Source organism: Streptomyces sp. NPDC058295, from assembly GCF_042880655.1.
GTDB classification, from domain to species: domain Bacteria; phylum Actinomycetota; class Actinomycetes; order Streptomycetales; family Streptomycetaceae; genus Streptomyces; species Streptomyces coriariae.
In genome coordinates, this window is sequence record NZ_JBHVYO010000004.1 from 61,132 (window position 1) to 82,779 (window position 21,648).

Here is a 21,648-nt window from a genome sequence, read left to right on the forward strand (position 1 = left end):
GGGACTCGCGGGCCGTCACGAGAGCTCTTGGAACGGACCGAAACCCGTTCAGGTCGCCCCCACGGAGCAGCCCGGCCCGGCCCGGCCTGTCGATCGACCACACCGCCGTGGACGACGTTCGGATGGTCCCTCTGCGCGGCGAGACCGATCACGCCGTCACGAAAAAAAATGAGCTCACCGAGGCCCTGCTGTCCTACGGCAGCGTGACGCGGCCGCGGACCGTGGTGGACCTCAGCGGCGTGACCTTCATGGACTCCAGCGGCATCAACGCCCTCACCGCATGATCGGACAGCTCTACCACTGCCTCCAGAAGCACGAACTCTTCGACGAACAGTCCGCGTTCCCCACGCTGCCCACGTCCTTGGAGGCAGCAGCTGCCTGAGCCAGGGCCAGGCGAGCTCCTACCAACCCATGTCTGAACTTCCACAAGACGACGTTCTCCGACAGCTAGGTGACCTTCGGCGCGACGTTCACAGGCGGCACGGTGGACTTCCATGATGTGACGGGTCCGAGGGCGAGCGCGCAGAAGCGCCGCGCTTCGGCGGCCGTGCCGTCGCAGGTCCAGTACCCGACGTCCGGAGTGCGCCCGAGCAGGTAGACCAGGGCTTCGACTACCTCTTGGCGCTGCAGATGGGTGGCGACGCCGCTGCCGCCGGGCGGGCGGAATCGGACCTGGAGCTAGCGTTCATCCTGCTGCGGCTTGCCGAGGACATCGTCTGGCCCGTGACGACCGTGGACGGAGAGGCAGACCCGTGCGCGGACTCGTTCGCACTGGACGAGATCGGATGAGTACTGGTGTCCGCACTGCGGGAATGGGCGCGGGGCTTCCCCACCACGGCGGCGTTGGGCATTGCCCGCAGCATCATCCGGTTCACGGTGAACGTCATGTGAGCCGTGGAGCTTCGCGGTTCGGAGCCTCCGAAGCTCAGGGGAACCGGGCCTGGGCTCTTCCCGGCGTCGGGGGATGCGCATGCGCACCCCTGCGCACGGTCGGGTGGCCGTTGATCGCCTATCTTGGCGCCTATGCAGTCCTACACGATCGGCCAGGCGGCGCGTCTGCTCGGGGTGAGTCCGGATACCGCGCGACGGTGGGCGGACGCGGGCCGGGTGGCCACGCACCGGGACGAGGGCGGACGGCGCCTCATCGACGGCCGGGATCTGGCTGCCTTCTCCGTGGAGCTGGCCAAGAGCGGTGGCGGCGAGGAGGGTGCCTCGTACACCTCGGTCCGCAACGCGTTTCCCGGCATTGTCACGGCCGTGAAGCTCGGTGATGTCGCCGCCCAGGTGGAGATCCAGGCCGGGCCGCACCGGCTGGTGTCGTTGCTGACGCGGGAGGCCGTGGAGGAACTGGGGCTGGAGGTCGGGGTGGAGGCCACCGCCCGGGTGAAGTCGACGAACGTGCACATCGACCGGACCTGAGAGCGCGGAGCAGCCGTGGCCGCCACCGTTCGCGCAACGTGGCGGTGACCGAACGGACGTCGGCCGCCGGGCCCGTGCCGGGCACACCCCGGCGCCGCCCGTCGCAGCTTGCTCGGCCAGTGCCTCGATTTCGTCGCGATGCTCGACTTCGCCACGATCTTCGGCTTCATCGCGATTCTCGGCTTCGTCGCGATTCTCGGCTTCGTCGTAATCGTCGCCGTCCTTGTCCCCGTCGCCGCGGCGCTGGTATCGCTCGGTGTCCCGCCCATGTGGTGTAGCCGCCGTCCACGCTGATCGTGCTGACGCCGCTGATGTGTCGGGCCCCGCAGCGGTCCTGCGGAAGGACGAGCTGCGGTCCGGAGCCGTCGAGCGGAGAGTCGTCGGTGGTGACCGTGAGGAGGACCGGCGCGCGCCCGAAGTCGGGGGCGATCCGCCCAGGACAGCAGGGCGCGGTGACCATCCGCGCCGGACACCGCGATCAGGAAGCGCAGACGGTCCTGCGCCGGACCGGGTCGAAGCCGGGGCCGGCGTCCACGAGGATCTCGTGCAGCAGCGGTCCGGTGAAGCGGTGGTGCCGGACGCCGCTGGTGGCGCATTCGAAGGTCACCTCGGCCTGATGCTGCGGCGGCCGGCCGAGCAGATCGGGCACGGTGAGTGTGGCCGGCCGGGTCAGATCGCCGGCGAGGACGAGTTCCGCCACCGGGCCGACAGCCGTACCGACGGCTGTTTCAGCAACGGTTTCAGCGATGGTTTCAGCGGCTGCTTCAGCAACAGTTTCGTCGGCTGTTTCAGCAACCGCTTCAGCATCTGCTTCACCGGCCGTACTTGGCGGTCGTACCGGCGGCTGCGAGGGACCGGGTCACGGGCTACCACCTCCTGGATGACCGTACCCGGACCCGTCTGCCGTGCAAACGCACATGCCACCCCTGCCGATCCTGGTTCCAGCTCATGCGAAGCCACAGGAGACTTTCACCTTGCATCTGCGGCAGTATCATCAGCGCATGCACACCTACCGGATCGGGGACGCTGCTGCCTTACTCGGTGTCAGCGCCGACACCGTGAGGCGCTTGGCGGGAAACCCACCGCCGAACGCGACGAGCTGGGCCGCCGGATCATCCCGGGGCCGGCCCTCGCGGCCTACGCCCGGCAGGTGCACCGTGCGGGAGGGGGGTCCACCGGCTCCTCGGCCCGCAACCGCCTTTCCGGCATCGTCACCGACGTGCTCTCGGCGACGTGTCGGCGCAGGTGGAGATCCAGGCCGGACCGTTCCGGGTGGTGGCGCTGGTCAGCCGCGAGTCGGCCGACGAACTGGAGCCGGAGCCCGGTGTTCCGGCGGTTGCCGTGATCAAGTCGACCGACGTGGTCGTCGAGAGACCGTGAATGGTCCGTCAGGACCAGGACGTGATTGTGTCCGTCAGGACCAGAGGGAGTGGACCCGTGATGACCCGTACCGTCCGCCGGACCGGCCGAACGATGCAGGTGGCCGCCCTGGGAGTCACCGCGCTGCTGGCCCTGAGTGCCTGCTCGTCGTCCGACGACTCCTCGTCGACCGACTCGGGCTCCTCCGCGTCCGCGTCGGACCAGCTGTCCGGCACGGTCACCGTGTTCGCCGCGGCCTCCCTCAAGGAGAGCTTCACGACGCTGGGCAAGGAGTTCGAGAAGGCGCACGCCGGCACGAGGGTCACCTTCAGCTTCGGCGGCAGCGACTCCCTCGCCGCGAGCATCACCGGCGGTGCCCCGGCGGACGTGTTCGCGTCCGCCAGCCCCAAGACGATGAAGATCGTCACAGATGCGGGGGACGCCTCGGGGACGCCCGCCACGTTCGTCCGCAACCAGCTGGAGATCGCCACCCTGCCGGGCAACCCCGACAAGATCGCCACCCTCGAGGACCTCACCAAGTCGAGCCTGAAGGTCGTGCTCTGCGACAAGACGGTGCCCTGTGGCGCCGCCGCCCAGAAGGCCCTCGACGCGAGCAAGCTGAAGCTGACCCCCGTCTCCTACGAGCAGGACGTCAAGGCCGCCCTGACCAAGGTGGAGCTGAAGGAGGCCGACGCGGCCGTCGTCTACAAGACGGATGTGCACGCCGCGGGTGACAAGGTGGAGGGCGTGGAGTTCCCCGAGTCTGCCGACGCCATCAACGACTACCCGATCGTCCAGCTCAAGGACGCGCGGAACACCGACGCGGCCAAGGCGTTCATCGCGCTGGTGCAGTCCGCCGAGGGCCAGAAGGTCCTGACCGAGGCCGGGTTCCTCCAGCCGTGACCCTCCCGACCGACAGGTCCGACGTCGCGGCCGACACCGTCCGGGGTGGGCCGCGGCGCCGGCGTGTCAGGGCCCAGGTGCGCGGCGTGCCGCTGCCCCTGCTGGTGCCCGCGCTGATCGGCGTGGCGTTTCTGGTCGTGCCGCTGATCGCCCTGCTGGTACGGGCCCCGTGGCGCAGCCTGCCCGAGCTGCTGACCAGCGCCGAGGTGTGGCAGGCACTCCAGCTGTCGCTGGTCTGCGCCACCGCCGCCACCGCCGTGAGTCTGGTCGTCGGCGTGCCGCTGGCCTGGTTGCTGGCCCGGGTCGAGTTCCCCGGGCGCGGCCTCGTCCGGGCCCTCGTCACCCTGCCGCTCGTCCTGCCGCCGGTGGTCGGCGGTGTGGCGCTGCTGATGGCGCTGGGCCGCAACGGCATCGTCGGCAAGACACTGGACTCCTGGTTCGGCGTCACGCTGCCGTTCACCACCGCCGGGGTCGTGGTCGCCGAGGCGTTCGTCGCCATGCCGTTCCTCGTCATCAGCGTCGAAGGCACGCTGCGCGCCGCCGACCCGCGCTACGAGGAGGCGGCCGCCACCCTCGGCGCCTCCCGTTTCACCGCGTTCCGCCGGGTCACGCTGCCGTTGATCGCGCCGGGCATCGCGGCCGGCGCGGTCCTGGCGTGGGCCCGGGCGCTCGGCGAGTTCGGCGCGACGATCACCTTCGCCGGCAACTTCCCCGGCCGCACCCAGACCATGCCGTTGGCCGTGTATCTGGCCCTTCAGAGCGACCCGGAGGCCGCCATCGCCCTCAGCCTGGTCCTGCTGGCCGTGTCCGTCGCGGTGCTGGCGGGCCTGCGCGACCGTTGGATGACGGCCGGATGACCGATCCCGAGCCCGAGGAGACCGCGGCCGGCTCCCGGGCCGTCACCGACGTCCACGGCGTCCACGGCGTCCGCCGTGCCGGCATGCTCCCGGACGGGCTCGATGTCCGCCGCGCCGGTGACCCCGCGGACGGGCTCGACGCCCACCTGGTCGTGGAGCGCGGCGCGTTCCGGCTCGACGTGGCGCTGAGCGTGGCGCCGGGTGAGGTGGTCGCCCTGCTCGGTCCGAACGGCGCGGGGAAGACCACCGCGCTGCGCGCCCTCGCCGGTCTGACGCCGCTCACCGACGGTCGGCTACGGCTGGACGGCCGCACGTTGGACGGTACGCCGCCGGAGTCCCGCCCGGTCGGTGTCGTCTTCCAGGACTACCTGCTCTTCCCGCATCTGACCGCCCTGGACAACGTGGCCTTCGGGCCGCGCTGCCAGGGCGCGACGAAGGCGGAGGCCCGCGCCCAGGCCGCCGAGTGGCTGGACCGCCTGGGTCTGGCGGCGCACGCCGGCGCCAAGCCGCGCAGGCTGTCCGGGGGCCAGGCCCAGCGGGTCGCCCTGGCCCGCGCGCTGGCGACCCGACCGCGGCTGCTGCTCCTCGACGAGCCGCTGGCGGCCCTGGACGCCCGCACCCGGCTGGAGGTCCGCGCCCAACTCCGCCGCCACCTGGCGGAGTTCGAGGCCGTCGCCGTCCTGGTCACGCACGATCCGCTGGACGCCATGGTGCTCGCCGACCGACTCGTCGTCGTCGAGCACGGGCGGGTCGTCCAGGAGGGCGTGCCGTCCGACATCGCCCGCCATCCCCGTACGGACTACATCGCCCAGCTCGTCGGCCTGAACCTCTACCGGGGGGACGCCGACGGTCACACCGTCCGCCTCGACGCCGGCCCGCCCATCACCACCACCGAGGTCCTGTCCGGCCCCGTGTTCGTAGCGTTCCCGCCGAGCGCGGTCACCCTCTACCGCGACCGCCCGACCGGCGCCAGCGCCCGCAACCTCTGGCAGTGCGAGGTCGCCGGCCTGGAGACCCACGGCGACCAGATCCGCACCGACCTCACCGGCGAACTCCCGCTCGCCGCGGACCTCACGACGGCCGCCGCGGCCGAACTCGATCTGCACCCGGGGGCACGGGTCTGGGCCGCGGTGAAGGCCACACAGACCCACGCTTACCCGGTCTGAGACGACGCCGGGAGCGGGCCCTCCCGAGCCGGGAGCGGTAGGGAGCGGGCCCTCCCGAGCCGGGTGCGATTGGGCGGGCCGGGAGCGGTCGGAGTCGGTCGTGAGCGGTCAGTTGTCGGTCGCGAGCGGTCGGGGATCCGGTCGGGGATCCGGTCCGGCATCGCCTCGGCGAGCGGCCTCCGCGGGCCTACGACGCCAGAAGCGGCGAGCCCCGTGACGGGCCCGCCGCTCAAAACGCGGTCCCCGTCAGGGGGCCCGCCACCCAGGACCTGCCACTCAGCCGGCGGTCAGCGTGATGTCCCGCTCCTGCGCCGCGTGGAAGCGGGGCAGCGGCAGGCTGCCCTGGGGGCGGAGCTCCATCAGCGTGGCCTCGACGTGGGCCGCACCGGGTTCGAGGTCGGCCGGACTGGCCTTGCCGGTGTTCTTCCAGGCGTGCACGGCGCCGTCGCACACGGCACGGGTGCCGCCGATGCCGTGCCGGACCTTGCCGGAACCCTGACCGACGGAGGAGCTGACGAAGACGGGACCCGTGCTGCCGAGACAGCGGTAGGTGCCCGAGAGGGTGACGGTGCCGTCCGAGGCGATGCTGCCGACCTGGTCGACGGTGACGGACTCCGACGGATCGGCGGTGGCCGTGACCGTCGGGGCGGCGAGCAGGAGCAGTACGGCACCGACGGCCGCGGAGAGGGCGGGACGCAACGACATGGGAGAACCTCCTGTTGTGGGGGCCTCCACAGGTACCGGGCGGGCGCGCCCGGGGCGGTGATCGTCACTCCTTCGGTGGCGAGTCCGCACCTGTCGTCGACGAACGGTCCCGGAGTTGTCCTGGTGCTGTCACGCTTGCGGGCACCCTCTGGAGATGCGGGCGGGACGGGCGCATGGTCTGTCCATGGGGGCCGACCGGACGGCCGACCCCACCGACGTGGAGGTACTCCATGTGTTCCCATCAGCTTCCCAGCGCTTCTGCCGACGCCCGGCCGGTCCACCTCGCGCACATCGTCGCCGCCCACCCCGAGCAGGGCTGGAACCTGCTGTGCGACGGCACCATCGTCTTCGACGACTCCGGCGAACTGCTGCCCGACGGCCGGGTCGTGGACCCGCACCGGGTGACCGCCGGAGCGCTGGCCGTCGCCGCCTGACCTTGATCATCGAGGCGGGCCCGACGACCCCCTCCACCGAAGCCGGTTGCTGATACCGGTTACCGATGCCGGTTACCGAACCTGGTTGCTGATACCGGTTACAGAAACGCGTCGCGATACCCGTTACGGAAACGGGTCGCTGATACCGCTCACGGAAACACGTCACGGAATCGGGTTGCTGTTACCGGTTACGGAAACACGTCGCGACACCGGTCACGGAAACGCGTCGCTGGCACCGATCACGAAGTCGGGTTGCTGATACCGGTCACGAAATCGGGTTGCTGATACCGGTTACTGGCCCGGTTCACTCGAGTACCGCGAACCCGTCCAGTTCGACGAGTGCCTGCTCGTCCCATAGGCGCACGATCCCGACGACCGCCATCGCGGGATAGTCGCGACCCGCCAACTCCCGCCAGATCGCGCCCAGCGCAGAGGCCGCCTCCCGATACGCGGCGACATCCGTGACGTAGACGGTGACGCGCGCCAGGTCCGACGCCGTACCGCCCGCTGCCCTCAGCGCTGCCAGCAGATTCGTCAACGCGCGGGTGAACTGCTCCGGCAGCGACTCCCCCACGATCTTTCCGTCGGCGTCGAGCGCGGTCTGGCCGGCCAGGAAGACGATCCGCTGACCGGCGGCGACGACGGCATGGGAGAAGCCGAGGGGCGGGGAGAGTTCGGGCGGGTTGACGCGATCGATGGTCACCTTGCCTCCAGGTCGGCGAGTTCGGCGTACAACTCCCTCGCGATGATGCCGCGTTGGACCTCACTGGCACCCTCGTAGATCCGCGGCGCGCGCACCTCCCGGTAGAGATGCTCGAGCAGGTGGCCGCGACACAGGGCCCGTGCGCCATGGAGTTGGACGGCCGTGTCGACGACGTACTGCGCGGTCTCGGTGGCGAACAGCTTGGCCATCGCCGCACGCTTCGGGACGTCCGGGGCGCCACTGTCGTACGCCGACGCCGCGGCGTGGACCATCAGACGCGCGGCCTCCGTGCGCAGGGCCATCTCCGCGACCTGGTGGGCCACCGTCTGAAGGTCGCGCAACTTGCCGCCGAAGGCGTCCCGTCGCGCGGTGTGGTCCAGGGTCGCGTCGAGGGCGGCCCGCGCCATACCGACGGCGAAGGCTCCGACGCTGGGGCGGAACAAGTTGAGCGTGCCCATGGCGACCCGGAAACCGCCGTCGGGTTCGCCGAGCACGTCGTCCACCGTCACCGGGACCGCATCGAAGCGGAGAGCGCCGATGGGATGCGGGGAGAGCATCTCGAGGGCGGAGCCGGTGAGGCCGGCGCGGTCGGCGGGAACGAGGAAAGCGGTTACGCCCCGGGCACCTGCTCCCGGGGTGGTGCGGGCGAAGACGGTGTAGAAGTCTGCCTCGGGAGCATTGGAGATCCAGCACTTCTCCCCGGTGAGCCGCCAGCCGTCCGGTCCGTCCCGCTCGGCGGCCAGGGCCAGGGCCGCCGCGTCCGAGCCCGCGCCCGGCTCGCTCAGAGCGAAGGCGGCTATCGCGGTGCCGTCGGTGACGCGGGGCAGCCAGTACTGCCGCTGGGCCGGGCTGCCGTGGGCGTGGACCGGATGCGCGCCCAGCCCTTGCAGCGCGAGCGCGGTTTCCGCCTCCGTGCAGGCGTAGGCGAGGGACTCGCGCATCAGGCAGAGGTCGACGGCACCGGACGTGAACAGTCGCGGCAGCAGGCCGAGCCGGCCGAGTTCGGCGACGAGCGGGCGGTTGACCCGACCCTGCTCGCTCTTCTCGGCGAGTGGGCGCAGCCGTTCGGCGGCGAGGGCACGCAGTTCGGCGCACCAGGCGGCCTGTGCTGGTTCGAGCGAGAATGCGGGCATCGCCTGTCCCCTCTGCCGTACGTAACCTGCTGTTCCTGTTTCCGCTGTTCCAGATTCTGCTGTTGCTGTTTCCGCTGTTCCTGTTCCTATTTCTGCTGTTCTTGCCGTGACTGTTTCCGCTGCGCCTATCTCTGCCGTTGCCGTTTCCGGTTGACTGTTTCCGCTGCGACTTTCCCTGCCGTTCGTGTTTCTGCTCTACCTGTTTCTGCACTCCCTGTTTCCGCTCTGCCTGTTTCCGCTCCGCCTGTTTCCACCCTGTTTCCGCTGTGCCCTGCTTGCCGCAACGGCGTCGACTTTCCGCAACCGTTTCCGCCGGGCCGGGCCGGGCCGAACTAGACCAGGCAGGGCCAAGCCGGGCCGGGCCGGTCGCGTCTGGTCCTGCCGTGTTCGTGCCCCGCATGTCCTGCCCGGCCGGCTACCTCTCCTCTCGACGGTATCGCGTACCGTTGACTGTCGTCACCAACGCGCTACGCTCCTTGCGCGACCCCAAGACGACGCCCGCCCGGGCAGCCCAGCCGGACAGTCCATCCAGGCAAGGGGGCGAACGCCCATGAACGTCTCGGCCCACGTCGACACCTTCGCGCGCGACCACCTTCCGCCGCCCGGCCACTGGCCCGACCTCCGTTTCGAGCTGCCCGAACTGGACTACCCCGATCGGGTGAACTGCGCCGCCGAGCTGCTCGACCACACCACCCCGGACCGACCCGTGTTCCACACCAGCTCCGGGCCGTCCTGGACGTATGGCGAGCTGCGGGCCCGCGTCGACCGGATCGCGCATCTGCTCAGCGGGGATCTCGGAGTCGTCCCCGGCAACCGTGTGCTGCTGCGCGGTCCCACCACGCCCTGGCTCGCGGCCTGCTGGCTGGCGGTGCTGAAGGCGGGCGCGATCGCGGTCACCGTTCTGGCCCAGCAGCGGCCGAACGAGCTGCGCACCATGTGCGAGATCGCGCGGGTGGAGCACGCGCTCTGCGACATCAGAGCCGTGGACGACCTCGCCAAGGTTGAGATACCCGGGCTCCGGATCACGACGTACGGCGGTGACGCCCCCGACGACCTGCTGAACCGGTCGGCGCCGAACGAGCGGTATCAGGCTGTCGAAACCGCTTCCGACGACGTGGCGTTGATCGCCTTCACCTCCGGCACCACCGGCCGGCCGAAGGGCTGTCTGCACTTTCACCGGGACGTACTGGCGATCGCCGACACCTTCTCGCGGCACATACTGAAACCGCTTCCGGACGATGTCTTCGCCGGCAGTCCCCCGCTCGGCTTCACCTTCGGCCTCGGCGGGCTGGTCGTCTTCCCGATGCGGGCCGGCGCCAGCTCGCTGCTGCTCGAACAGGCGGGCCCCCGGCAGCTGTTGCCCGCGATCTCCGCACATCGGGTGACCGTGCTCTTCACAGCCCCCACCGCCTACCGCGCGATGCTCGACGACCTGAACGGCGGAAACGGCCTGAACAGCGGGAACGGCCTGAGCGGCCAGCCCCGCCCCGACGCGCACGACGTCTCCTCGCTGCGCCGTTGCGTCTCCGCCGGCGAGAACCTCCCCGCCGCCACCTGGCGGGCCTGGCACGAGCGGACCGGGCTCCGGCTGATCAACGGCATCGGCGCCACCGAGCTGCTGCACATCTTCATCTCGGCCGCCGACGAACACATCCGACCCGGCACGACCGGTGTCCCCGTCCCCGGCTGGCACGCGCGCGTGCAGGGCCCCGGCGGCAGGCCGGTGCCCGACGGCGAGCCCGGACTGCTCGCCGTGCGCGGCCCGGTCGGCTGCCGCTACCTCGCCGACCCGCGTCAGCAGCAGTATGTGCGCGACGGCTGGAACGTCACCGGCGACACCTACGTCCGTGAGGCCGACGGCTACTTCCGGTACGTAGCCCGCGCCGACGACATGATCATCTCGGCCGGGTACAACATCGCGGGGCCCGAGGTCGAGGAGGCGCTGCTGCGACACCCGGAGGTGGTCGAGGCTGCGGTCGTGGGACGGCCCGACGAGCAACGGGGGCAGGTGGTCGTCGCGTTCGCCGTCCTGCGGGCAGGCGCCCGGCGCGACGCGGAGGCACTGCGCGCCTTCCTCAAGGCGGAGTTGGCCCCGTACAAGTGTCCGCGCGAGTTCGTCTTCCTGGACGCGCTGCCGCGCACGGCGACCGGGAAGCTCCAGAGATTCAGACTGCGCACCGAAGGCCACCTCGCAGGCCGCCTCGCGGGCCACGCCGAAGCCCACGACCACCGCCACGACGAGGGCCGCACCGAGGACCGCACCGACGACCGAGGCGGAGACAGCACCAAAGACCTCACCGAAGACCGAAGCGACGACCACAGCGAAGATCACGTAGGTGATCACACCAATAGTGACCAGCGCTGATACCGAAGACCTAAGATGATCAACGTGTCCGACCAGCCCGCACCCCGGTCTCTCATCGTCACGCTCTACGGCGCGTACGGCCGCTTCGCACCGGGCCCGGTGCCCGTCGCCGAGCTGATCCGGCTGCTAGCCGCGGTCGGTGTCGACGCGCCCTCCGTACGCTCCTCGGTGTCCCGGCTGAAGCGGCGCGGACTGCTGCTGCCGGCCCGCACGGCGCAGGGCGCGGCCGGGTACGAACTGTCCGACGAGGCAAGACAGCTGCTCGACGACGGCGACCGGCGCATCTACGCCACGGCCCCGCCGGCGGACGAGGGCTGGGTGCTGGCGGTGTTCTCCGTGCCGGAGTCGGAGCGGCAGAAGCGGCACGTGCTGCGGTCACGGCTCGCGGGCCTGGGGTTCGGTACCGCCGCACCGGGGGTGTGGATCGCGCCGGCGCGGCTGCACGACGAGACACGGCACACCCTGCGACGGTTGCGCCTCGATCCGTACGTCGACCTCTTCCGCGGTGAGCATCTCGGCTTCTCGCCGACCGTCGACTCCGTCGCCCGCTGGTGGGACCTGGCGGCCATCGCCAAGGAGCACGAGACGTTTCTCGACGGCCACGCGCGCGTGCTGAACGCCTGGCGGCAGCGTCCGGACACGCCGCCGGAGGAGGCCTACCGGGACTACCTCCTCGCCCTGGACTCCTGGCGTCACCTGCCCTACACCGACCCCGGCCTGCCCGCCCACCTGCTGCCCGAGGACTGGCCGGGGACCCGTTCGGCGGCCGTGTTCCGGGGACTGCACGAGCGGCTGCGGGACGCGGGGGCGCAGTTCGCGGGACTGACCCCGCCCGCGCCATGAGTCACTCAGTCGAACCTCAGCTTCTTTGACCGGTCCTCTCAGATTCCTTACCTACCGTTCCACGGGTGGGACGACGGCAGGAAAGAGGACTGTTGCGCATGACCGACAAGCCCAGGACACGGGGGGCCACGGTCTGGCTCACGGGGCTGCCGAGCGCGGCAGGACGACGATCGCCCGTTTCCTGGGCGATCGACTGAGGGCGGAGTGGCATCGGGTGGAGGTCCTCGACGGTGACGAGATACGCCGTTTCCTCTCCGCGGGCCTCGGCTTCTCGCGGGCCGACCGGCACGTCAACGTGCAGCGCGTCGGTCTTGTCTCGGAGGTCCTCGCCCGTAACGGCGTCCTGTCCGTCGTCCCTGTGATCGCGCCCTACGCCGACAGTCGCGAGGCGGTGCGGCTCCGGCACGTGAGGAGCGGCACACCGTACGTCGAGGTGCATGTCGCGACCCCGGCCGAGGTGTGCCGGGAGCGGGACGTGAAGGGGCTGTACGCCCGGCAGGCCGCGGGCGCGCTGACCGGACTGACGGGGCTGACGGGGCTGACGGGGCTGACGGGCGTCGACGACCTGTACGAGGCCCCGGTCGACCCCGAGCCGGCGCTCACGACGCAGGACCGGACCCCGCCGGACTCGGCGGACGCGGTGTTGGCAGGTCGGGGGCTGGTGTGAGCGCGGCGGTCCCAGCTCCCGGACCGGCTCCTGTGCCGGTTCCCAGGCCGATTCCGGAGCCGGCTCCCCTGCCGGCGCACATCCCGGCTCCCGGGGCAGCCCTCCAGGCACCCCAGGCCCCCAGCTCCCCAGGCCCTCGGGCCCCCGAGCCCTCAGACCCCCAACTCGACCTCAACTCGACCTCAACTCATAAGCGTCAGGCGGGGTTTGGGAGCATCCGCGCGTCCGGTGCGCGGTGGTCTGCTACCCGCTCGATAGGGGGCCGGCCAGTCGGCGCCCGGGCCGGTGTAGCCCTGCTCGGCGGCCGCGTGCAGGGTCCAGTTCGGGTCGTAGAGGTGCGGGCGGGCGAGAGCGCAGAGGTCCGTTCGGCCTGCCAGGATCAGTGAGTTGACGTCGTCCCAGGAGGAGATCGCGCCGACCGCGATCACGGGCACCCTCACCTCGTGCCGGATCCGGTCCGCGAACGGTGTCTGGTACGAGCGGCCGAACTCGGGCCGTTCCTCGGCCACCACCTGGCCGGTCGACACATCGATCGCATCGACGCCGTGCGCGGCGAAGGCTCGGGCGATCTCGACGGCGTCGTCGGCCGAAGTGCCGCCCTCGGCCCAGTCGGTGGCGGAGATCCGGACGGTCATCGGGCGTTCCGCGGGCCATGCCGCGCGGACCGCGTCGAAGACCTCCAGCGGGAAGCGCAGCCGCTTGGCGAGCGAGCCTCCGTAGGCGTCGGTCCGGCGGTTGGTCAGCGGGGAGAGGAAGCCGGACAGCAAGTAGCCGTGGGCGCAGTGCAGTTCGAGCAGGTCGAAGCCGGACCGGGCCGCGCGCGCGGCGGCTGCGGCGAACTCCTGCCGGAGGTCGGTGAGTTGGGCTCGGGTGAGTTCGCGGGGCTGTTGGCCGGCCGGCTTGTACGGCAGTGGGGAGGCGGCCACGAGCGGCCAGTTGCCCTCGGGCAGCGGCTCGTCCATCCCCTCCCACATCAGCCTCGTCGACCCCTTCCGCCCGGAGTGGCCGAGTTGGACGCCGATCGCGGTGCCGGGCGCCCGGTCGTGCACGAAGTCGGTGACGCGGCGCCAGGCGTCGGCCTGGCGGCCGGTGTAGAGGCCGGTGCAGCCGGGCGTGATGCGTCCCTCGGGTGACACGCACACCATCTCGGTCATCACCAGTCCGGCGCCGCCGAGGGCGCGGGCGCCGAGGTGGACGAGGTGGAAGTCCCCGGGGAGGCCGTCGGTGGCCGAGTACATGTCCATGGGCGAGACGACGACCCGGTTGCGCAGGGTCAGGCCGCGCAGCCGGAACGGGGTGAACATCGGGGGCGTGCCGGGCGGACAGCCGAACTCGCGCTCCACGGCGTCGGTGAAGTGGGGGTCGCGCAGACGCAGGTTGTCGTGGGTGACGCGGCGGCTGCGGGTGAGCAGGTTGAAGGCGAACCGGCGGGGCGGCTGGTCGAGGTAGAAGCCGATGTTCTCGAACCACTCCAGGCTGGCACGAGCGGCCCGCTGGGTAGAGGCGACGACGGGCCTGCGCTCCTCCTCGTAGGCGGTCAACGCGGAGTGCAGATCGGGGTGTTCGCGCAGGCAGGCCGCGAGCGCCAGGGCGTCCTCGACGGCGAGCTTGGTGCCGGAGCCGATGGAGAAGTGGGCGGTGTGGGCGGCGTCGCCCAGCAGGACGATGTTGCCGTGCGACCAGCGCTCGTTGACGACGGTCCGGAACGTGGTCCAGGTGGAGTTGTTGGATGTGAGCGGGCGTCCGCCGAGGGCGTCCGCGAAGATCTTGGCGCAGCGCTCGACCGACCCCTGTTCGTCGAGTTCGTCGAAACCGGTTGCCCGCCATACCTCCTCGCGCATCTCGACTATCACGGTCGAGGAGCCGGGCGCGTAGGGGTATCCGTGCAGTTGCATCACGCCGAGCGGGGTCTCGGCCACCTCGAAGCGGAAGGCGTCGAAGGCGAAGTCCGCGGCGAGCCAGATGTAGCGGCAGTGGTGGCCGGCCACCCGGGGGCGGAACACCTGGGCGTACGTCTCGCGGGTGGTGCTGTGCACGCCGTCGGCGGCGATGACGAGGTCGTACTCCGTCGCCAGCCGGGCCGGGTGCGGCGCCTCGGCGCGGAAGCGCAGGTCGACGCCGAGGGAGCGGCAGCGTTCGTGCAGGATCTCCAGGAGTCGGCGCCGGCCGAGGGCGGCGAAGCCGTGTCCGGTGGAGGTGTGCCGGGTGTCGCGGCGCACGATGTCGATGTCGTCCCAGCGGACGAAGTCCTGTTGGAGGGCGGCGTAGACCTGCGGGTCGGCGTGTTCGATGCCGCCGAGGGTCTCGTCGGAGAGGACGACCCCGAAGCCGAAGGTGTCGTCGGGGGCGTTGCGTTCCCAGAGGGTGATCTCGCGGGCGGGGTCGAGGCGTTTCAGCAGGGCCGCGGCGTAGAGACCGCCGGGGCCGCCGCCGATGACCGCGATGCGCCGGGGGTGGCCGGTGCCGTCGTGCGGCGGTGGGCCGCCCGCTGCCGGTCGCGGCCCGCCGTGGAGCCGCGGTTCGGCGCCGCCCGGTTCCGTGGACGCGGGTGTCCGCCCGTCGGTCGTCATGGTCACCGCCCCCGCCACTTCGGCGGTCGCTTCTGTGTGAACGCCTCGTGGAACTCGGCGTAGTCCTCGCCGTTCATGAGCAGGGCCTGGGTGGAGGCGTCCAGTTCGACGGACGCGGCGAGCGGCATGTCCAGTTCGGCGGTGAGGAGCGCCTTGGTCTGGGCGTACGCCAGTGCGGGTCCGTCGGCCAGGCGGCGGGCGAGCGCCTGGGCGGCCTCGTCGGATCGGCCCTCGTCCGTCAGTTCGCTGATCAGACCGATGCGCTCGGCCTCGGGGGCGCGGACCGGCTCTCCGAGCATGAGCAGCCGGGTGGCATGGCCGAGGCCGACGACCCGGGGCAGCAGATAGGCGGCACCCATGTCGCCGCCGGAGAGGCCGACGCGGGTGAAGAGGAACGCGAAGCGGGCGCTGGGGTCGGCGATCCGGAAGTCCGCGGCCAGGGCGAGGACCGCGCCGGCGCCGGCGGCCACGCCGTGCACGGCCGCGATGACCGGGAACGGGCACTCCCGTACGGCGCGTACGACCTGGCCGGTCATCCGGTTGAAGTCGAGAAGCCGGGCGGTGTCCATGCCGAGGGTGGCGCCGATGATCTCGTCGACGTCTCCGCCGGAGCAGAAGCCGCGGCCCTCGCCGGCCAGCACCAGGGCGCGGACCGACCGCTCCCGGGACAGCTCGGCGAGCAGATCGCGCAGGTCGGCGTAGGCGCCGAAGGTGAGGGCGTTGAGTTTCTCGGGTCGGGCCAGGGTGACGGTGGCGATGCCGTCGGTGTGTTCGACGCGCAGGTGGTGCCAGTCGGAGGTGCGGGCGGCGGAGCCGGTGAAGGGACTCATGAGGGCGGCCTCCTCGACAGTCACTCCCGAAGTTATCACCTTCTCGTGACTGTCGTCACGAGTACGCGATAGGGGTCCCGGGAAGAATCGCTGTGTCACCGCACGGCATGTTCTCGTCACACACGTCACCGGTCGTCGATAAGGCGGTAACAACGGGATCAGGTGCGCGAGAGGGACCGTTGACCCGGGTAAGTCGCCGGGCAGGGGCCGAAGGTCCCGTACGGCGCCCGACGAGCGCCTCTGCCGGAGGCCGCCGTACCATTCCTAAAGTTGAAAGCAGGACCGCCTGATGTCGATCATCGGAACCTGCGCCATGAACGGACTCGCCTTGTACGAACGCCCCTCCGAGCCGGCCGCCTCCTGGCGTATCGCGCTGCCGCACTCCGCCGCGGCCGTGCCGGTGGCCCGCGCGCTGGTCCGCACGGCGCTGGCCGAGCTGAAGCACGGGGCGGACAGCGACACCGCGGAGCTGCTCACCGCCGAGCTGGTGGCCAACGCCGTGGAACACACCGCCGGGGACGCCCCGATAGAGCTGGTGGTGGAGCTGCAGCCGACCGGCTGCCAGGTCGAGGTGCACGACCCCGACCCGGTGCCGCCCGGCGATCTCACCCGGCCTTCCGGGGAGGAGCCCGACCCCTGGCAGGAGCACGGGCGCGGGCTGCTGCTCATCCGCACCCTCAGCTCGTCCTGTGGACACCGGCCCACCGAGCAGGGCAAGGCGGTGTGGTTCAGGCTGGCCGCCGTTCCGGCGCAGTGGCGCCCGCACCCGGCGTGACGTCGGCCGCCCGCGGCCGCGACGGGCGCGCCTCGCGTCGACCGTGAGCCGTCGACCGTGCCGTCGTCCATGAGTCGCGGCGCCTGTGGCGGGCGTGGCGCGTGAGTCCGGGCCGCCCGCTCAGGCGAGTGTCGCCACCAGTACGGCCTTGATCGTGTGCAGGCGGTTCTCCGCCTCGTCGAAGACGACCGAGTGGGCCGACTCGAACACCTCGTCCGTCACCTCGAGGGAGTCCAGGCCGTGGGCCTCGTGGATCTCGCGGCCGACCTTGGTGCCGAGGTCGTGGAAGGCCGGGAGGCAGTGCAGGAACTTGACGTCCGGGTTTCCGGTGGCGCGCAGGACGTCCATGGTCACGGCGTACGGGCCGAGGGCGGCGATCCGCTCGTCCCAGACCTCCTTGGGCTCCCCCATGGAGACCCACACGTCGGTGGCGACGAAGTCGGCGCCCGCGACGCCCTCGGCGAGGTCCTCGGTGAGCAGGATCGCGGCGCCGGAGTCCTCGGCCAGCTTGCGGGCCTGTGCGATCACCTCGTCGGCGGGCCAGTACGCCTCGGGCGCGACGATACGGACGTCCATGCCGAGCAGGGCGCCGGTGACCAGGTAGGAGTTGCCCATGTTGAAGCGGGCGTCGCCGAGGTAGGCAAGGACGAAACGATCGTCGCCGAGGTTCTTGGCGCAGTGCTCGGTCATCGTGAGCACGTCGGCGAGCATCTGGGTGGGGTGCCAGTCGTCGGTGAGGCCGTTGAAGACGGGCACGCCCGCGTGGGCGGCGAGCTCCTCGACCTTCTGCTGGCTGGACCCGCGGTACTCGATGCCGTCGTACATCCGGCCCAGCACCCGGGCGGTGTCCTTCACCGACTCCTTGTGGCCGATCTGGGAGCCGGAGGGGTCGAGGTAGGTGGTGGAGGCGCCCTGGTCGGCGGCGGCGACCTCGAACGCGCAACGGGTGCGCGTCGAGGTCTTCTCGAAGATCAGGGCGATGTTCTTGCCGCGCAGGTGCTGGACCTCGGTCCCGGCCTTCTTGGCGGCCTTCAGCTCGGCGGCCAGCTCGATCAGGCCGCGGAACTCCTCCTCGGTGAAGTCCAGCTCCTTGAGGAAGTGGCGGCCGGCGAGGGCGGTCGGGACTGTCGCCATGGGGGTCGCTCCAGAAGTGCGGTGAAGAGATGCAGTGCACGGACTGCGGTGGCAAGGACCCTCGGAAGTCTATACGACACCCGGCATTTTTATACAGACGCCCGAGCGACACCCGTATGCCCATACGCCACACCCGCACGACATGCCCGTACGGCGCGCCCGTACGACACGCCCGTAAGGCACAGCCGTAGAGCGCACCCGTACGGCACGCCTCTACAGCACGCCTATACGGCACTCCGTTCGACCGGGCAGCTCATACAGCGCGGTCCGCCCCTCCCCCGGCCCAGCTCGCTGCCGGGGATCTCGATCACTTCGATGCCCTGTTTGCGAAGGTGGGTGTTGGTGGTGACGTTGCGTTCGTAGGCGACGACGACGCCGGGCTCCACGGCGAGCACGTTGCAGCCGTCGTCCCACTGCTCACGCTCGGCCGCGTGGACGTCCTGGGTGGCGGTGAGCACCCGGATCTCGCTCAGCCCGAGGGCGGCGGCGATCGCGCGGTGCATGTGCTCCGGAGGATGGTCGGTGACCTTGAGTTCCTTCTCGCCGACGCCCGGTTCGATGGTGTACGAGCGGAGCATGCCGAGGCCCGCGTACTGGGTGAAGGTGTCGCCGTCGACCATCGTCATCACGGTGTCGAGGTGCATGAAGGCGCGCCGTTTCGGCATGTCGAGGGCCACGATGGTCTCGGCCGAGCCCGCAGCGAACAGCTTGTGGGCGAGCATCTCGACGGCCTGCGGAGTGGTGCGCTCGCTCATGCCGATCAGTACGGCGCCGTTGCCGATGACGAGGACGTCACCGCCCTCGATGGTGGACGGATAGTCCGCCTGGCCCTCGGACCAGACGCGGAAGGTCTCGCCGCGGAACAGGGGGTGGTGCCGGTAGATCGCCTCGAAGTGGACGGTCTCGCGCTGCCGGGCCGGCCAGCGCATGGCGTTGATCGCGACACCGTCGTAGATCCAGGCGGAGGTGTCCCGGGTGAAGAGGTGGTTGGGGAGCGGGTCGAGGAGGAAGTCGTCGAGGTCCATGACGTGGAAGCGCACGGAGGTCGGTTCGGGATGCGCTTCCAGAAACTCCCTCTTGGTCATGCCGCCGACGAGGGCCTCCACCAGTTCCGGGGCGGGAAGTGTCTCGAAGGCGGCGCGGAGGTGGTCGGTGGCGAGCACCCCGTACTCCTTCTCGTCGAAGACACGGTCCAGGACGAGCGCTCGGGCCGCCGGGATCTCCAGGGCCTCGGTGAGCAGGTCGCCGAAGAGGTGTACGGCGACACCGCGGTCGCGCAGTACGTCGGCGAACCCGTCGTGCTCGGCGCGCGCCCGGCGCACCCACAGCACGTCGTCGAAGAGAAGTGCGTCCTTGTTGCTGGGGGTGAGCCTTTTGAGCTCGAGATCCGGCCGGTGAAGGATGACGCGGCGCAGCCGCCCGGCCTCGGAGTCGACTTGGAATCCCATGCCTCCATCCTGACCATCGGGGACCGCCTTCACCCCCTACTGGACCGTTTCCGCACGAGCTTGTTCCCGCCCTCGTCACTCTCCGCCGCCCTCTCCCTCCTTCTCGTCCCCTTGACGACAAAAGGAATCCGCGACTATCGTTTTCTTATCGTCGCACTGACGAGAAACGGAACGAGGGGGGCCACTCATGGCCGACATCACCCGGCGCCTGGGCTGGCGCCATCTGCGCGGCGCCCCGACGGCGCATGTGCGCCACCACCGCTCGGGCAAGCTGGCGCACGACGGTCCCGGGCTCAGCTTCTGGTTCCGCTCGCTGAGCGCGGCGCTCTCCGAAGTGCCGGTGGACGACCGCGAGTTGGCGATGACCTTCCACGCCCGTACGGTCGACTTCCAGGACGTGGCGGTGCAGGCGACCGTGACCTACCGGATCAGCGATCCGGCCGTCGCCGCCGCCCGCCTCGACTTCTCCATCGACCCGGACACCGGGGTCTGGCGCAGTGCGCCCCTGGAGCAGCTCGGCACTCTGCTGACGGAGACGGCGCAACAGCACGCACTGGACGTCCTCGCGCGTACGTCACTGGCGTCGGCGCTGGTGGACGGCGTGAAGTCGGTACGGGAGCGGGTCGCGGCGGGGCTGGCGGCGGAGCCGCGACTGCCGGCGACGGGCATCGAGATCGTGGCCGTGCGGGTCGTCTCGCTGCGTCCGGAACCGGAGGTGGAGCGGGCGCTGCGCACCCCGGCGCGCGAGCAGATCCAGCAGGAGGCCGACCGGGCGACCTACGAACGGCGGGCGGTGGCCGTCGAGCGGGAGCGGACGATCGCCGAGAACGAACTGGCCAGCAAGATCGAACTGGCCCGCCGTGAGGAGCAGTTGGTCGAGCAGCGCGGCACGAACACCCGTCGTGAGGCGGAGGAGAACGCGGCGGCGGACAAGGTGCGGGCGGAGGCGGAAGCCTCCCGGTCCGTGCGGCTCGCGGAGGCGGAGGCGGCGCGGTCGGTCAAGCTGGCGGAGGCGGAGGCCGACACGCAGGTGCGGCTGGCGGACGCCGAGGCGCAGCGCTCGGAGCGGCTGACCCTGGCGGAGGCGGCGCGCACGGTCCGGCTCGCGGAGGCGGAGGCGGCCCGCTCGGTCCAGCTCGCCCACGCCGAGGCCCAGGCGGCGCGTGAGGTCGGCGAGGCGCGCGCCCAGACGCAGGCGGCCTGGCTGCGCGTGCACGCGGACGTCGACGTGTCGACCCTGCACGCCCTCACCGGGACGCGTCTGGCCGAGAACCTGCCGCACATCGACAGCGTGACGATCTCGCCGGACGTCCTCACCGGGCTCCTGTCGAGGCTCGGCGCCGGGGAACGGGAATGAGTCTCGCCCCGCGGGCCGTGCTGGTCCATCGCACCACGGAATACGAGGAGTTGGTGGCCCGGCACGGCACCCACGGCCAGGCCGCCTTCTTCCTCTCCTCGCGGGGCCGGGACATCGAGGAGGTCGCCGAACGCCACCGGCGCACCAGGCGGGCCATGGCGGAGGTGACAGCGGCGATTCCTCTGACCTGGCGTCAGACCCGGGTGGAACGGGCGGACTTGGACCGCTTCCTCTTCGCACCCGAGGATGTGGTGGTCGTGGTCGGCCAGGACGGACTGGTGGCGAACGTCGCCAAATACCTGGCCGGTCAGCCGGTGGTGGGCATCGACACCGATCCCGGCCGCAACCCGGGCGTCCTGGTCCGCCACCGCCCGGCTGACGCCCGGCTGCTCCTGCCCTCCGTGTTCGCCGCGGGCACCGGCACGGACGGGCTGACCATGGTCGAGGCGGTGGCCGACGACACCCAGCGGCTGCTGGCCCTGAACGAGATCTATCTGGGCGCCGCGGGCCACCAGACCGCCCGCTACCGCCTGGGCCTCGACGACGACGGGGGTGCCGCCGAGGCCCAGGCCTCCTCGGGGGTGCTGGTGGGCACCGGCACCGGGGCGACCGGCTGGATCCGGTCGGTGTGGCAGGAGCGGGGCGGCGACGGGGGCGCCACGGGCCCGCGGCTGCCGGGCCCGACGGAGGACCGGCTGGTGTGGTTCGTGCGGGAGGCGTGGCCGTCGCCCGCGACCGGCACCTCGCTGGTCGCGGGCGAACTCGCGGCCGGCGGCCGCCTGACGCTCACCGTCGAGTCGGAACGGCTCATCGCCTTCGGTGACGGAATCGAGAGCGATGCGGTGGAGCTGACGTGGGGGCAGCGGGTACGGGTGGGGCGGGCGGAGACGGCGCTGCGGCTCGTCGGATGAGCCACAGCGTCGACTCCTGCCCGGCGGTGGCGGGTTGACCGTCCCGCCGGCTCCCGCCCGCCGGTGCTG

At 71.1% G+C, this 21,648-nt stretch carries 20 protein-coding genes and 3 pseudogenes; 14 read left to right on the forward strand and 9 right to left on the reverse strand.

Features of this window, described 5'->3' with window-relative positions; translation table 11 throughout:
- Window positions 1–107: 107 nt before the first annotated feature.
- From ACFVYS_RS05740 to ACFVYS_RS05750, 3 genes are all read left to right on the forward strand, one after another.
- Window positions 108–284 (forward strand): STAS domain-containing protein, encoded by a 177-nt coding sequence (locus tag ACFVYS_RS05740; RefSeq protein ID WP_389499201.1) that lies wholly within the window; start codon window positions 108–110, stop codon window positions 282–284.
- A 334-nt stretch (window positions 285–618) separates the two neighbouring features.
- On the forward strand, window positions 619–789 hold the full coding sequence (locus ACFVYS_RS05745) for a hypothetical protein (RefSeq protein WP_389499203.1): 171 nt from the start codon (window positions 619–621) through the stop codon (window positions 787–789).
- Between the two features lie 234 nt (window positions 790–1,023).
- Complete coding sequence (locus ACFVYS_RS05750) at window positions 1,024–1,419, forward strand: molybdopterin-binding protein (protein ID WP_389499205.1); 396 nt, start codon at window positions 1,024–1,026, stop codon at window positions 1,417–1,419.
- 166 nt (window positions 1,420–1,585) lie between these two features.
- Here the strand turns inward: ACFVYS_RS05750 and ACFVYS_RS05755 are convergent.
- Together ACFVYS_RS05755 and ACFVYS_RS05760 are read right to left on the reverse strand one after the other, a co-directional pair.
- A pseudogene (locus tag ACFVYS_RS05755) lies at window positions 1,586–2,119 on the reverse strand (hypothetical protein).
- The gene (locus tag ACFVYS_RS05760) at window positions 2,089–2,235 is read right to left on the reverse strand and encodes a hypothetical protein (RefSeq protein WP_389499207.1); all 147 of its coding nucleotides are present in this window, start codon (window positions 2,233–2,235) and stop codon (window positions 2,089–2,091) included. The pseudogene ACFVYS_RS05755 and the gene ACFVYS_RS05760 overlap by 31 nt, the downstream one beginning before the upstream one ends.
- A gap of 185 nt (window positions 2,236–2,420) precedes the next feature.
- Between ACFVYS_RS05760 and ACFVYS_RS05765 the strand changes: the two are divergent.
- The 4 genes and pseudogenes from ACFVYS_RS05765 to ACFVYS_RS05780 all read left to right on the forward strand — a co-directional run bounded on the left by ACFVYS_RS05765 (window position 2,421) and on the right by ACFVYS_RS05780 (window position 5,704).
- A pseudogene (locus ACFVYS_RS05765) lies at window positions 2,421–2,799 on the forward strand (molybdopterin-binding protein).
- 60 nt (window positions 2,800–2,859) lie between these two features.
- Window positions 2,860–3,681, forward strand: coding sequence for a molybdate ABC transporter substrate-binding protein (gene modA, locus ACFVYS_RS05770; protein ID WP_389499209.1), 822 nt, complete (start codon window positions 2,860–2,862; stop codon window positions 3,679–3,681).
- Complete coding sequence (modB, locus tag ACFVYS_RS05775; protein ID WP_389499211.1) at window positions 3,678–4,538, forward strand: molybdate ABC transporter permease subunit; 861 nt, start codon at window positions 3,678–3,680, stop codon at window positions 4,536–4,538. The genes modA and modB overlap by 4 nt, the downstream gene beginning before the upstream one ends.
- An 83-nt stretch (window positions 4,539–4,621) precedes the next feature.
- A complete protein-coding gene (locus ACFVYS_RS05780) occupies window positions 4,622–5,704 on the forward strand; it encodes an ABC transporter ATP-binding protein (RefSeq protein ID WP_389499501.1) in 1,083 nt (360 codons plus the stop codon).
- 276 nt (window positions 5,705–5,980) lie between these two features.
- Here ACFVYS_RS05780 and ACFVYS_RS05785 read toward each other — a convergent pair whose 3' ends face one another.
- Entirely contained in the window at window positions 5,981–6,409 is a 429-nt protein-coding gene (locus tag ACFVYS_RS05785) for a DUF6299 family protein (RefSeq protein ID WP_389499213.1), read from the reverse strand.
- Between the two features lie 230 nt (window positions 6,410–6,639).
- Between ACFVYS_RS05785 and ACFVYS_RS05790 the strand changes: the two genes are divergently transcribed.
- Window positions 6,640–6,843 (forward strand): DUF5999 family protein, encoded by a 204-nt coding sequence (locus ACFVYS_RS05790; RefSeq protein ID WP_327185555.1) that lies wholly within the window; start codon window positions 6,640–6,642, stop codon window positions 6,841–6,843.
- A gap of 304 nt (window positions 6,844–7,147) precedes the next feature.
- Here ACFVYS_RS05790 and ACFVYS_RS05795 read toward each other — a convergent pair whose 3' ends face one another.
- Together ACFVYS_RS05795 and ACFVYS_RS05800 are read right to left on the reverse strand one after the other, a co-directional pair.
- A complete protein-coding gene (locus tag ACFVYS_RS05795) occupies window positions 7,148–7,546 on the reverse strand; it encodes a RidA family protein (RefSeq protein ID WP_389499215.1) in 399 nt (132 codons plus the stop codon).
- Window positions 7,543–8,679 (reverse strand): acyl-CoA dehydrogenase family protein, encoded by a 1,137-nt coding sequence (locus ACFVYS_RS05800; protein WP_389499217.1) that lies wholly within the window; start codon window positions 8,677–8,679, stop codon window positions 7,543–7,545. Before ACFVYS_RS05800 ends, ACFVYS_RS05795 begins: the two co-directional genes overlap by 4 nt.
- A 550-nt stretch (window positions 8,680–9,229) precedes the next feature.
- On the opposite strand from ACFVYS_RS05800, the gene ACFVYS_RS05805 reads away from it, so the two are divergent.
- From ACFVYS_RS05805 to cysC, 3 genes and pseudogenes are all read left to right on the forward strand, one after another.
- On the forward strand, window positions 9,230–11,044 hold the full coding sequence (locus ACFVYS_RS05805; protein ID WP_389499219.1) for an AMP-binding protein: 1,815 nt from the start codon (window positions 9,230–9,232) through the stop codon (window positions 11,042–11,044).
- 15 nt (window positions 11,045–11,059) lie between these two features.
- Entirely contained in the window at window positions 11,060–11,887 is an 828-nt protein-coding gene (locus ACFVYS_RS05810) for a PaaX family transcriptional regulator C-terminal domain-containing protein (RefSeq protein ID WP_389499221.1), read from the forward strand.
- A 98-nt stretch (window positions 11,888–11,985) separates the two neighbouring features.
- Window positions 11,986–12,554, forward strand: a pseudogene (gene cysC, locus ACFVYS_RS05815) (adenylyl-sulfate kinase).
- Between the two features lie 182 nt (window positions 12,555–12,736).
- Here cysC and ACFVYS_RS05820 read toward each other — a convergent pair.
- Both ACFVYS_RS05820 and ACFVYS_RS05825 read right to left on the reverse strand, forming a co-directional pair.
- Window positions 12,737–15,124 (reverse strand): bifunctional salicylyl-CoA 5-hydroxylase/oxidoreductase, encoded by a 2,388-nt coding sequence (locus ACFVYS_RS05820; protein ID WP_389499223.1) that lies wholly within the window; start codon window positions 15,122–15,124, stop codon window positions 12,737–12,739.
- Between the two features lie 2 nt (window positions 15,125–15,126).
- Complete coding sequence (locus tag ACFVYS_RS05825; RefSeq protein ID WP_327185549.1) at window positions 15,127–15,954, reverse strand: enoyl-CoA hydratase family protein; 828 nt, start codon at window positions 15,952–15,954, stop codon at window positions 15,127–15,129.
- A gap of 313 nt (window positions 15,955–16,267) precedes the next feature.
- Here ACFVYS_RS05825 and ACFVYS_RS05830 point away from each other — a divergent pair, with 313 nt between their 5' ends.
- On the forward strand, window positions 16,268–16,729 hold the full coding sequence (locus tag ACFVYS_RS05830; protein WP_054243760.1) for an anti-sigma regulatory factor: 462 nt from the start codon (window positions 16,268–16,270) through the stop codon (window positions 16,727–16,729).
- 120 nt (window positions 16,730–16,849) lie between these two features.
- Here ACFVYS_RS05830 and argF read toward each other — a convergent pair whose 3' ends face one another.
- Both argF and ACFVYS_RS05840 read right to left on the reverse strand, forming a co-directional pair.
- Window positions 16,850–17,863 (reverse strand): ornithine carbamoyltransferase, encoded by a 1,014-nt coding sequence (argF, locus tag ACFVYS_RS05835; RefSeq protein ID WP_389499225.1) that lies wholly within the window; start codon window positions 17,861–17,863, stop codon window positions 16,850–16,852.
- Window positions 17,864–18,087: 224 nt separating this feature from the next.
- Window positions 18,088–19,311 carry an arginine deiminase gene (locus ACFVYS_RS05840; protein WP_389499227.1) on the reverse strand — a complete coding sequence of 408 codons (1,224 nt, stop codon included), beginning with the start codon at window positions 19,309–19,311 and terminating at the stop codon, window positions 18,088–18,090.
- A gap of 187 nt (window positions 19,312–19,498) precedes the next feature.
- Between ACFVYS_RS05840 and ACFVYS_RS05845 the strand changes: the two genes are divergently transcribed.
- Both ACFVYS_RS05845 and ACFVYS_RS05850 read left to right on the forward strand, forming a co-directional pair.
- Entirely contained in the window at window positions 19,499–20,668 is a 1,170-nt protein-coding gene (locus ACFVYS_RS05845; RefSeq protein ID WP_389499229.1) for an SPFH domain-containing protein, read from the forward strand.
- Entirely contained in the window at window positions 20,665–21,579 is a 915-nt protein-coding gene (locus tag ACFVYS_RS05850; protein WP_389499231.1) for a hypothetical protein, read from the forward strand. Before ACFVYS_RS05845 ends, ACFVYS_RS05850 begins: the two co-directional genes overlap by 4 nt.
- The last annotated feature ends 69 nt before the right edge of the window (window positions 21,580–21,648 follow it).

Bases quoted from the DNA above. Each gene is read 5' to 3' on its own strand.
- ACFVYS_RS05785 (WP_389499213.1), bottom strand. From the start codon at position 6,409: ATGTCGTTGCGTCCCGCCCTCTCCGCGGCCGTCGGTGCCGTACTGCTC.
- ACFVYS_RS05805 (WP_389499219.1), top strand. From the start codon at position 9,230: ATGAACGTCTCGGCCCACGTCGACACCTTCGCGCGCGACCACCTTCCG.
- ACFVYS_RS05800 (WP_389499217.1), bottom strand. From the start codon at position 8,679: ATGCCCGCATTCTCGCTCGAACCAGCACAGGCCGCCTGGTGCGCCGAA.
- ACFVYS_RS05845 (WP_389499229.1), top strand. From the start codon at position 19,499: ATGGCCGACATCACCCGGCGCCTGGGCTGGCGCCATCTGCGCGGCGCC.
- ACFVYS_RS05810 (WP_389499221.1), top strand. From the start codon at position 11,060: ATGATCAACGTGTCCGACCAGCCCGCACCCCGGTCTCTCATCGTCACG.
- argF (WP_389499225.1), bottom strand. From the start codon at position 17,863: ATGGCGACAGTCCCGACCGCCCTCGCCGGCCGCCACTTCCTCAAGGAG.
- ACFVYS_RS05780 (WP_389499501.1), top strand. From the start codon at position 4,622: ATGCTCCCGGACGGGCTCGATGTCCGCCGCGCCGGTGACCCCGCGGAC.
- ACFVYS_RS05750 (WP_389499205.1), top strand. From the start codon at position 1,024: ATGCAGTCCTACACGATCGGCCAGGCGGCGCGTCTGCTCGGGGTGAGT.
- ACFVYS_RS05820 (WP_389499223.1), bottom strand. From the start codon at position 15,124: ATGACGACCGACGGGCGGACACCCGCGTCCACGGAACCGGGCGGCGCC.
- ACFVYS_RS05840 (WP_389499227.1), bottom strand. From the start codon at position 19,311: ATGGGATTCCAAGTCGACTCCGAGGCCGGGCGGCTGCGCCGCGTCATC.
- ACFVYS_RS05825 (WP_327185549.1), bottom strand. From the start codon at position 15,954: ATGAGTCCCTTCACCGGCTCCGCCGCCCGCACCTCCGACTGGCACCAC.
- ACFVYS_RS05850 (WP_389499231.1), top strand. From the start codon at position 20,665: ATGAGTCTCGCCCCGCGGGCCGTGCTGGTCCATCGCACCACGGAATAC.
- ACFVYS_RS05830 (WP_054243760.1), top strand. From the start codon at position 16,268: ATGAACGGACTCGCCTTGTACGAACGCCCCTCCGAGCCGGCCGCCTCC.
- ACFVYS_RS05790 (WP_327185555.1), top strand. From the start codon at position 6,640: ATGTGTTCCCATCAGCTTCCCAGCGCTTCTGCCGACGCCCGGCCGGTC.
- modA (WP_389499209.1), top strand. From the start codon at position 2,860: ATGACCCGTACCGTCCGCCGGACCGGCCGAACGATGCAGGTGGCCGCC.